Genomic DNA, 9,456 nt, shown 5'->3' with positions numbered 1-9,456 from the left:
TGTCGTCGGCACCAAGCCGGCCGGCGGCCACTTCCTGCATTTCTGCGCCTTCGAGCTCGGCCGTGGACCTGACGGCCAGTGGTGGGTGCTTGGCGATCGCACGCAGGCGCCGTCCGGCGCCGGCTTCGCACTGGAAAACCGCGTCGCCACCACACGCGCGCTGTCCGACATCTATGGCGAGATGCATGTGCACCGCCTTGCCGGCTTTTTCCGCCGTTTTCGCGACGCGCTGATCGGCATGGCCAAGGAGACCGACGGCCGCGTCGCCATCCTCACGCCGGGGCCGCTCAACGAAACCTATTACGAACACGCCTACATCGCCCGCTACCTTGGCATCATGCTGCTCGAAGGCGAGGATTTGACCGTTTCAGGCGGCCGGCTCATGGTACGCACGGTTTCCGGCCTGATGCCGATCAGCGTGTTGTGGCGGCGGCTCGATGCCGCCTTCGCCGATCCGCTCGAACTGCGCCCGGATTCGCAGATCGGCACGCCGGGCCTGGTCGAGGCGATCCGCCAGGGCGCGGTTGCTACCGTCAATGCGCTTGGCTCCGGCCTGATGGAGACGCGTGCGCTGCTCGCCTTCCTGCCCAAGATTTCACGGGCCTTGCGGGGCGAGGAATTGCTGCTGCCAAGCGTCGCGACATGGTGGTGCGGGCAAGCAACCGAACGCGCGCATGTGCTGGCCAACATCGATCGCATGGTGATCGGCCCGGCGCTATCGACGAGACTTGCCTTCGAGGATGACGATTCAACGAAGCTCGGTTCGGCGCTGTCGGCCGGAGAGCGGGCGGAGCTGGTGGCGCGCATCGAACGCGATGGCGGCGATTTTGTCGGCCAGGAAGCGGTGACGCTTTCGACGACGCCCGTCTATGTCGGCGGGTGGCTGGAGCCGCGGCCAGCGAGCCTGCGCGTCTACCTGGCGCGAACGCCGGAGGGCTGGACGGTGATGCCGGGCGGTTTTGCCCGCATCGGCCTGTCGCTCGACCCGACGGCGATCGCCATGCAGCGTGGCGGCCAGGCAGCGGATGTCTGGGTTGTCAGCGACAAACCGGTGGAGCGCGAGACGCTGCTGCCGCAGGAAGGCGACAGTTTCAGCCGCACCAGGCCCGGCAGCCTGCCCAGTCGCGCGGCGGAGAACCTGACCTGGCTCGGCCGCTACATCGAGCGCTCGGAAGACACGGTGCGCATCCTGCGCGCCTACCATGTGCGGCTCGCCGAAACGTCCGACCCGGACATGCCGCTGCTCGCCGACATCAGGGATTATCTCGAACCTTTCGGCATCGACGTCGAGACGGCGATCCCGTCAGGGCTGATAGGCACGCTGGATAGCGCGGTCTACAGCGCCGGGCAGATTCGCGACCGCTTCTCGCCCGATGGCTGGCTGGCGCTGAAGGACCTGTCGAAAACCATCCATCAGTTCGCAACGACGGTCGCGCCCGGCGACGACGCGACCCGGGCGATGACAGTCATCCTGCGTAAGCTCGCCGGCTTTTCCGGCCTGCTGCACGAGAACATGTACCGCTTCGCCGGTTGGCGCTTCCTCGAGATCGGCCGCCGGCTGGAGCGCGGCATCCAGATCTCCCGCACGCTGTCGCGGCTGACCAGCGCCAAGGCGCCGGACGGCGCGCTCGACATGATGCTGGAGATCGGCGACAGCGTGATGACCCATCGCCGCCAATATCCGGTGCAGGCCGGCCGGCGCACGGTGATCGACCTGCTGGCGCTCGATCCGCTTAACCCGCGCTCCATCCTGTTCCAGCTCGAAAGGCTGAAGGCCGAAATCGGCCTGTTGCCGTCGCTCGGCGGGGAGGGGCAAATGTCGCCGGCGGCGAAGGAAATCCTGCAGCTCAACACCCAGATCGCCATCAAGGAGCCTTCGGATATGACGGCAAAGGCGCTGGACGAGCTCGCCCACGAAATCGGCGGCCTCTACAACAGCCTCGCCAAAGCCTATTTCGGATAAATCATGCTCTACGATATCAGGCTTCATCTCCACTATGATTACGCTTCCGCTGCCGGCGGCGGTCGTCATCAGGTGCGCGTGCTGCCGTCGACGATATCAGGCGTGCAGCGCGTCATCGCCGCATCACTGTCCTTTGCGCCGGCGCCCAACGAGCGTTCCGACTTTTCCGATTTCTTCGGCAACAACGTCACCTCGATCGCCTTTCGCGACGCGCATGATGCGCTCGACATCAGGATGAGCGCCCGCGTGTCGGTGTCTCGGCCCGAGCCCGGGCTCGACGTGTCGCCCGATATCGCCCGGCTCAGGCAGGAGCTCGCCGCGGTGCGGTCTCTAGCACCTGATGCACCGCACCATTTCCTGACGGCCAGCACCCATGCCGGCATCGACGATGCGATCACCGCCTACGCACGCAGCAGCATCGCCGGTTCCGCCGCCAGCACGGCCATGAACCTGTGCCATCGCATTCATCGTGATTTCACCTATGACGGCGAGGCGACGACGGTGCGGACCCGGGCCAGCGATGCCTTCAGGCTGAAGCGCGGTGTCTGCCAGGACTTTTCGCATATCATGATCGCCGGCCTGCGTGGGCTCGGCATTCCCGCTGGCTATGTCAGCGGCTTCCTGCGCACCATCCCGCCGAAGGGCAAGCCCCGGCTGGAAGGCGCCGATGCCATGCATGCCTGGGTCAAGGTCTGGTGCGGGCGCGACGCAGGCTGGCAGGAATTCGATCCGACCAACGGCATGCGGGCCAGCAACGACCATATCACCGTCGGCTACGGCCGCGACTATTCGGACGTAGCGCCGATCGTCGGCGTGCTCAAGACCACGGGGGGACAGGTCGGCGAGCAGGCTGTCGATGTCATTCCGGTTGTGCTCGAGAAAGCCTGAAGGCAGGCTCGACACCGTTTTCGGACGGCGCGTGGAACCAGCGGTCGGCCAGTGGCTTATCTACGGAATTCGCGTGGAGCCGACATGTTGCAGAAATCCGGATTGTCGCCCGGCCGACCGGCTGGCGAGGACGCTGTATCGCCAGATGGCGTGTTCAAAAACGGGGCACAAAGCTCGGCCGATCATGCGTCGCTTAGTTATGTCAGCGATGCCGAGCCTGGTATCCGGCGGCTGAAGACAGGCAAGGGGTTTTCCTACAAGGGACCGGACGGACGGACGGTTTCGGACGCCACCAAAGCCCGCATCGAGGCGATCGTCATTCCGCCGGCCTGGACGGATGTGTGGATTTCGCCCGACGCGGACGGCCATATCCAGGCAACCGGCAGGGACCAGCGGGGACGCAAGCAATATCGTTATCATCCGCAATGGGCCGAAGAGCGCGATGGTGCCAAATATTCGAGCCTTGTCGCATTCGCCGAGAGCCTGCCGGACCTGCGGCACAGGGTCGATAGCGATCTGCGCCGTCGTGGCTTGCCGTTCGAGCGGGTCGTCGCCGCGGTCGTCTGGCTGCTCGACAACACGATGATCCGCGTCGGCAATGCCGCCTACGCCCGCGACAACAAGAGTTTCGGGCTGACCACGTTGCGCGACCGGCATGTCGATATTGTCGGTTCAAGCCTGCGCTTTGCCTTCAAGGGCAAGTCGGGCAAGGAGTGGAAGCTGAAGCTGGCCGACCGCCGCATCGCCAGGATTGTGCGTGGCGCGCAGGACCTGCCAGGCCAGAAGCTGTTCCAGTATCTCGATGAGGATGGCGACAGGCGGCCGGTCCGCTCCGAGGACGTCAACCGCTATATCCGTGAGGCGGTCGGTGACGCCTTCAGTTCGAAGCATTTCCGCACCTGGGGCGGCACCATTCACGCCGCGTCGCTGTTTGCGCAAACGGAACTGCCGCAAAGCCAGACGCAGCGAAACAGGGCGATGAACAGCGTCATCGACAAGGTTGCCGAGCGGCTGGGCAATACGCGTGCCGTCTGCCGCAAATGCTATATCCATCCGCGGGTCTTCGAAGCGTGGTCCGAGGGACGGTTGCTGGATGAAATGGCGCAGGCCAACAAGCGCAAACGGGCGATTGCCGGTCTCGATGACGAGGAAGCTCTCGTGTTGCGATGGCTGAAACTGGGAGAAAGCTGACCGACGCGGCCGACGGTGGCCAAATCCGTCACATCTGGATTTTTTTATCGACGTCATGTCGGGATCGGTCTTACTGTTTCGTCCTTTGACAGAGAAAAGGACCAGCCATGCTCTACGCAATCCTCTGCTATGCCTCCGAAGATGTCGTCTGCTCCTGGAGCAAGGCACAGGACGACGAGGTCATGGCCAATCTCCTCGACGTTCAGGACAAGTACGCCAAGGCTGGTCGGCTCGGCCCGGTGGCACGGCTTCTGCCGACCACGGCCGCGACGACGTTGAGGAAGGTCAAAGGCGAATCGGTCGTCATCGACGGGCCGTTCGCCGAGACCAAGGAACAGTTTCTCGGCTTCTACACGCTCGAATGCGCCGATCTCGACGAGGCGGTGGAGTTCGCCCGCGAGCTTTCCGAGGTCAACCCGAGCGGCGGCTCCTATGAAATCCGGCCGGTTTCGGTCTTCAACCCAACAACGGTTTCCGCATGACCGAAATGGCCTGGATCAGCTCCGCGATCAGCGCCGCCCGCCCGCAGGCGATGGGCGCGCTGCTGCGTTATTTCCGCGATCTCGATACGGCGGAGGAAGCTTTCCAGGACGCGTGCCTCAGGGCGTTGAAGAACTGGCCGCAGAACGGGCCGCCGCGCGACCCGGCGGCCTGGCTGATCTTCGTCGGCCGCAACAGCGGCATCGATGCGGTGCGCAAGCGCGCCAAGCAGGCGCCGATGCCGGAGGAAGACCAGGTTTCCGATCTGGAAGACGCCGAGAGCGATATCGCCGAGCGGCTGGACGGGGCGCACTACCGCGACGACATATTGCGGCTGCTGTTCATCTGCTGCCATCCTGATCTTCCGGCAACGCAGCAGATCGCGGTGGCGCTGCGCATCGTCTCCGGTCTCACCGTCAAGCAGATCGCGCGCGCCTTCCTGGTTGGCGAAAGCGCCATGGAGCAGCGCATCACTCGCGCCAAGGCGCGCATTGCGGACGCCGGCGTGCCGTTCGAGACGCCTGGCGCGGTCGAGCGCTCGGAACGGCTCGCCGCCGTCGCCGCCATGGTCTACCTGGTCTTCAACGAGGGCTATTCGACCAACAGCGGCGAGGCGCCGGCCCGCGCGCCGCTGTGCGAGGAGGCGATCCGGCTGGCACGGCTGTTGCTGCGGCTGTTCCAGACGGAGCCGGAGATCATGGGGCTGACGGCGCTGTTGCTTCTGCAGCATGCGCGCGCACCGGCCCGTTTCGACGAGAGCGGCGAGATCGTGCTGCTCGAAGACCAGGATCGCAGCCTGTGGAGCCGCAAGATGATCGATGAGGGGCTGGCACTGGTGGACAAGGCGCTGCGCCATCGCAAGCCCGGCCCTTACCAGGTGCAGGCGGCGATTGCCGCGCTGCATGCGCGGGCCGAAAAGGCCGAGGATACGGACTGGAACGAGATCGACCTGCTCTACCGCTTGCTGGAGCAGATGCAGCCGTCGCCGGTGGTCACGCTGAACCGGGCCGTCGCGGTCTCGAAGGTGCGTGGACCGGGGGAGGCGCTGGCCATGATCGAGCCGCTGGAGGAACGGCTTTCCGGCTATTTCCACTTTTTCGGGCTCAAGGGGGGCCTCTTGATGCAGCTCGACCGGGGCGACGAGGCGCGCGTCGCCTTCGACCGCGCCATAGCGCTTGCGAACACGGCGGCAGAAGCTGCCCATATCCGCATGCATATCGACCGGTTGATCAAGGACGGTGCGGTGCGCCCGCCGGCGAAAAAGGCAAACTGAGCGTCACCTCCCCATCTGGCTCAATCGTGTAGTTTGGGCTTGGACCATGCCGGGGTGGCGATTTTCCCCTGAAACGAGTAATGCCACGCCATGACTGCGCCTGAAGTGCCTTTCGGCACACGGGCGGCACGGCGAAGGCTTAACCCAGCGCCATATGATGGCGACGGGATCTGAAAGGGACAAGAATGACGATAGGCAAGGAAACGACCGAACTGCTGGCGAAACTGGGCGTGGCCAAGGAAGCGCTCGTCGGCGGCGACCTGATCGTGCGCAGCCCGGTGACGGGCGAGCAGATCGCGGCGCTGAAGACGATCTCGCCGGCTGACGCGGCCAAGGTGATCGATGCCGCGCACAAGGCCTTCCAGGCCTGGCGCATGGTGCCGGGCCCGCGGCGTGGCGAACTGGTGCGGCTGCTCGGCGAGGAACTGCGCGCGCACAAGGCCGAGCTTGGCCGGCTGGTGTCGATCGAGGTCGGCAAGATCCCGTCCGAGGGGCTCGGCGAAGTGCAGGAGATGATCGACATCTGCGATTTCGCCGTAGGCCTCTCCCGGCAATTGTACGGCCTGACCATCGCCACCGAGCGCCCGGGCCATCGGATGATGGAAACCTGGCATCCGCTCGGCGTCGTCGGCGTCATTTCCGCCTTCAATTTCCCGGTCGCTGTGTGGTCCTGGAATGCCGCCCTGGCGCTTGTTTGCGGTGACGCGGTGGTGTGGAAGCCGTCGGAAAAGACGCCGCTGACCGCACTTGCCTGCGAGGCTATCTTCAAGCGTGCGGTCAAGCGCTTCGGCGCGGACGCACCTGATGGCCTGGCGCCGGTGCTGATCGGCGACCGCGCCGTCGGCGAGATCCTGGTCGATCACCCCAAGGTGCCGCTGGTTTCGGCGACCGGCTCGACCCGCATGGGCCGCGACGTCGGCCCGCGGCTGGCCAAGCGCTTTGCCCGCGCAGTGCTCGAACTCGGCGGCAACAATGCCGGCATCGTCTGCCCGAGCGCCGATCTCGACATGGCGCTGCGCGCGATTGCCTTTGGAGCGATGGGCACGGCCGGCCAGCGCTGCACGACGCTGCGGCGCCTGTTCGTGCATGACAGCGTCTACGACGCCCTGGTTCCGCGCCTCAAGAAGGCCTACGAGAGTGTGTCTGTCGGCAATCCGCTGGAGACCTCCTCGCTGGTCGGGCCGCTGATCGACAAGGCGGCCTTTGACGCCATGCAGAAGGCGCTGAAGGAAGCCGCCGCCCATGGCGGCAAGGTGACCGGCGGCACCCGGGTCGAGGACGGGCACCCGGATGCCTATTACGTGCACCCGGCGCTGGTCGAGATGCCCAAGCAGGTGGCCCCTGTCACGGAAGAGACCTTCGCGCCGATCCTCTATGTGATGAAATATTCGGATTTCGACGCCGTGCTCGACGAGCACAATGCCGTGGGCGCAGGCCTGTCGTCGTCGATCTTCACCCGCGACCTGCAGGAATCCGAGCGTTTCCTGGGTGTCGACGGATCGGATTGCGGCATTGCCAATGTCAACATCGGTACCTCGGGCGCTGAGATCGGCGGTGCCTTTGGCGGCGAAAAGGAAACCGGCGGCGGCCGCGAGAGCGGCTCCGACGCATGGAAGGCCTATATGCGGCGCGCCACCAACACGGTGAACTATTCCAAGGCGCTGCCGCTCGCCCAGGGCGTGTCGTTCGACATCGACTGAGAACTTCGGGATTTTGATCGCCCGCATTGAAAGGCATCCCCGTTACGGGGATGCCGCACCGATCAGCTTCCAGCCGGCGGAAAACAGGCATTGAAAGCGGTGTCGACGATGGCCAGTTTGGCCGCCTGGACTGTCATGTATTCCTGGTAGAATGTATTCGACACCCACATCACCGAATGGCCGCGCTGGCCGAGCCAGCCGATGCTGCCGAGATTCTCGGCAGCGCGCAGCTTGCGGGCCAGATGGGTCCGCGAGAGCTTGAGCCATTTGGCGAAATCTCCGATCGAAACCACGCTGGTCGGAATCTGGTCCAGGCCGGCGTGATCGGGGTCGATGCCCGACATCAGCCAGTCCATGACGATGCCGCCATTGTTGAGCCAGATGAACAGCGAAAAGGTCTGGTTGGGTTCGCGCACCGGCTTGGAGGCAAGCAGGCCGTCCGCCACCAGAGGCTGCAGCCCGGCAACCATCTCGGGGTGTTCGAGGAACCTGGCCAAGCGGTCAGCGCCGTCGAGGCGATCCAGCGTCCGCAGATGGGCAAGGACCCAGCCGGTAAAGGTCTGCACGGTTGCCGCCGTCGGCTGCAAAGGGTGCGTACGGCCGTCGCCACCCGACACATACTCGGCGATGTGGTAGTGCAGCATCTCCTTGATGAAAGCGTCCGCCGTGTTGCGGCTGGCGACCGCATGCTGGTGCACGAACTCGATGAACCGCGATACCGTCAGTTCCTTGCGGCGGTCGTGCGGATCGCGCCTGAAATGCATGGCGAGGCCGACATGACCCATCAGCCAACGCTGCTGCGTGGCGAAAATGGAAGCCAGGCGAGGGCTCTCCTCATAGATTCGGATCAGCGCCAGGGACTGTTCCTGAACGTAGCGATGCAACGCCGGATGGCCGGCAATATCTTCCAATTTCAGCGCCATCCTCCTGGTGTTCCGGTTCAACTCCAAAAGCCGAGTTGCGCTCCACATTTTTCAGCCTTCCACGGCTGTGTCCAGAGGCACCAAATGCGAAGAGCAAGCCCAACCCGAACACGGGTCGGGCAACGACCGGTCCATGGTGGGATCCGCTAACCGATTGCCATGCCCTGGGAAGCGGGCCGGTACCGCTTGACGGGGATGGTGGAGAGTGGGTTACCGTGCCAAGCGCAATCGCGACAAGATCAGCCAGGTAATCCAGCTGCGCGAACCGCGCCGCGCGTCAGTCGTCTGCAGGGGCATTTCCAACTGGTGGCGGCATCTCTCGCCACCATACGCGATGAAACCGGCCGGCTTTGGCCGGCCGGTTGGTTCGATCGGGATCAGCCGCAGACGCGGACCTCTTCGATCACCCTGTGGTGGTGGCGCCAGTGCTTGACCAGTTCGATATGGCAGCGATGATGCCGGTGGTGGCGGCGATATTCGCCGTACCGGTATTCGCCATCGTCATACTGAACGTTCCGGTCGCCATCATACTGATTGTCGTAATAGCGATCCCGGTGGTGACGGCGAATAACGATCCCACTGTCGGAATTGTCATCCGGCAGATATCTGTCGTCGTCGTCGGACTGGATGGTCACGCTTGCCGCTTGCGTCGGCGCAGTGATCGCCGCTGTCGCGGCCAATGCCAACAGGGAAGCCAGAATCAACTTCTTCATCTCGTCCTCCTACACGTTCAAGACATGGTAACTCGCGGAAGAACCCGGCGTTCCGCTTAATTTTACACTCTTTGCGACGCGGGAGACATCAAGGCGTTATCGTCCACCCGCTCCAGGCGCACGAAGGCCGTCAGCGGCAGGTGGTCGGAGGCAACGCGTGAAAGCGGCGTGTCATGCGCGTCGATGGCGGCAATCATGCCATGCCGGTTGGCCATGATCCGGTCGAGCGCCAGCAGCGGCAGGTTCGACGGGAAGGTGGGGACCGCCGGCGGCTGCGGGCCGAACGTCGCATGCAGCGTGTTGAGAGCGGAGCGGTTGGCAAGCC

The 9,456-nt window shown here is 64.4% G+C and carries 8 protein-coding genes and 1 pseudogene; 6 read left to right on the top strand and 3 right to left on the bottom strand.

What is annotated here, in order from left to right; translation table 11 throughout:
• The 6 genes from EN932_RS20525 to EN932_RS20500 form a co-directional block, all read left to right on the top strand.
• Positions 1 to 1,963 (top strand): circularly permuted type 2 ATP-grasp protein (locus EN932_RS20525; protein ID WP_128369022.1); only part of this gene is annotated, 1,963 nt, incomplete at its 5' end.
• 3 nt (positions 1,964 to 1,966) lie between these two features.
• On the top strand, positions 1,967 to 2,851 hold the full coding sequence (locus tag EN932_RS20520; RefSeq protein WP_013529827.1) for a transglutaminase family protein: 885 nt from the start codon (positions 1,967 to 1,969) through the stop codon (positions 2,849 to 2,851).
• 84 nt (positions 2,852 to 2,935) lie between these two features.
• The gene (locus EN932_RS20515) at positions 2,936 to 4,042 is read left to right on the top strand and encodes a DNA topoisomerase IB (protein ID WP_127369741.1); all 1,107 of its coding nucleotides are present in this window, start codon (positions 2,936 to 2,938) and stop codon (positions 4,040 to 4,042) included.
• 107 nt (positions 4,043 to 4,149) lie between these two features.
• Positions 4,150 to 4,524, top strand: a complete 375-nt coding sequence (locus EN932_RS20510) for a YciI family protein (protein ID WP_013529829.1) — start codon at positions 4,150 to 4,152, stop codon at positions 4,522 to 4,524.
• The gene (locus EN932_RS20505) at positions 4,521 to 5,795 is read left to right on the top strand and encodes an RNA polymerase sigma factor (protein ID WP_013529830.1); all 1,275 of its coding nucleotides are present in this window, start codon (positions 4,521 to 4,523) and stop codon (positions 5,793 to 5,795) included. The genes EN932_RS20510 and EN932_RS20505 overlap by 4 nt, the downstream gene beginning before the upstream one ends.
• Before the next feature lie 185 nt (positions 5,796 to 5,980).
• Positions 5,981 to 7,495 carry an aldehyde dehydrogenase family protein gene (locus tag EN932_RS20500; RefSeq protein ID WP_127385386.1) on the top strand — a complete coding sequence of 505 codons (1,515 nt, stop codon included), beginning with the start codon at positions 5,981 to 5,983 and terminating at the stop codon, positions 7,493 to 7,495.
• Positions 7,496 to 7,557: 62 nt separating this feature from the next.
• Here the strand turns inward: EN932_RS20500 and EN932_RS20495 are convergent, their stop codons facing one another.
• The 3 genes and pseudogenes from EN932_RS20495 to EN932_RS20485 all read right to left on the bottom strand — a co-directional run.
• Positions 7,558 to 8,418: a hypothetical protein gene (locus tag EN932_RS20495; protein ID WP_024502664.1), complete on the bottom strand. Its 861-nt coding sequence runs from the start codon at positions 8,416 to 8,418 to the stop codon at positions 7,558 to 7,560.
• Positions 8,419 to 8,795: 377 nt separating this feature from the next.
• Positions 8,796 to 9,131 (bottom strand): hypothetical protein, encoded by a 336-nt coding sequence (locus EN932_RS20490; RefSeq protein WP_127370322.1) that lies wholly within the window; start codon positions 9,129 to 9,131, stop codon positions 8,796 to 8,798.
• 62 nt (positions 9,132 to 9,193) lie between these two features.
• A pseudogene (locus EN932_RS20485) lies at positions 9,194 to 9,456 on the bottom strand (EEP domain-containing protein); the annotation flags it as partial.

Source organism: Mesorhizobium sp. M7A.F.Ca.US.002.01.1.1, assembly GCF_004022955.1.
Classification (GTDB): Bacteria; Pseudomonadota; Alphaproteobacteria; order Rhizobiales; family Rhizobiaceae; genus Mesorhizobium; species Mesorhizobium ciceri.
The sequence above is the reverse complement of the archived record's forward strand: the minus strand, read 5'-3'. Positions and strand labels throughout refer to the sequence as shown.

Bases quoted from the DNA above. Each gene is read 5' to 3' on its own strand.
- EN932_RS20520 (WP_013529827.1), top strand. From the start codon at position 1,967: ATGCTCTACGATATCAGGCTTCATCTCCACTATGATTACGCTTCCGCT.
- EN932_RS20515 (WP_127369741.1), top strand. From the start codon at position 2,936: ATGTTGCAGAAATCCGGATTGTCGCCCGGCCGACCGGCTGGCGAGGAC.
- EN932_RS20510 (WP_013529829.1), top strand. From the start codon at position 4,150: ATGCTCTACGCAATCCTCTGCTATGCCTCCGAAGATGTCGTCTGCTCC.
- EN932_RS20505 (WP_013529830.1), top strand. From the start codon at position 4,521: ATGACCGAAATGGCCTGGATCAGCTCCGCGATCAGCGCCGCCCGCCCG.
- EN932_RS20500 (WP_127385386.1), top strand. From the start codon at position 5,981: ATGACGATAGGCAAGGAAACGACCGAACTGCTGGCGAAACTGGGCGTG.
- EN932_RS20495 (WP_024502664.1), bottom strand. From the start codon at position 8,418: ATGGCGCTGAAATTGGAAGATATTGCCGGCCATCCGGCGTTGCATCGC.
- EN932_RS20490 (WP_127370322.1), bottom strand. From the start codon at position 9,131: ATGAAGAAGTTGATTCTGGCTTCCCTGTTGGCATTGGCCGCGACAGCG.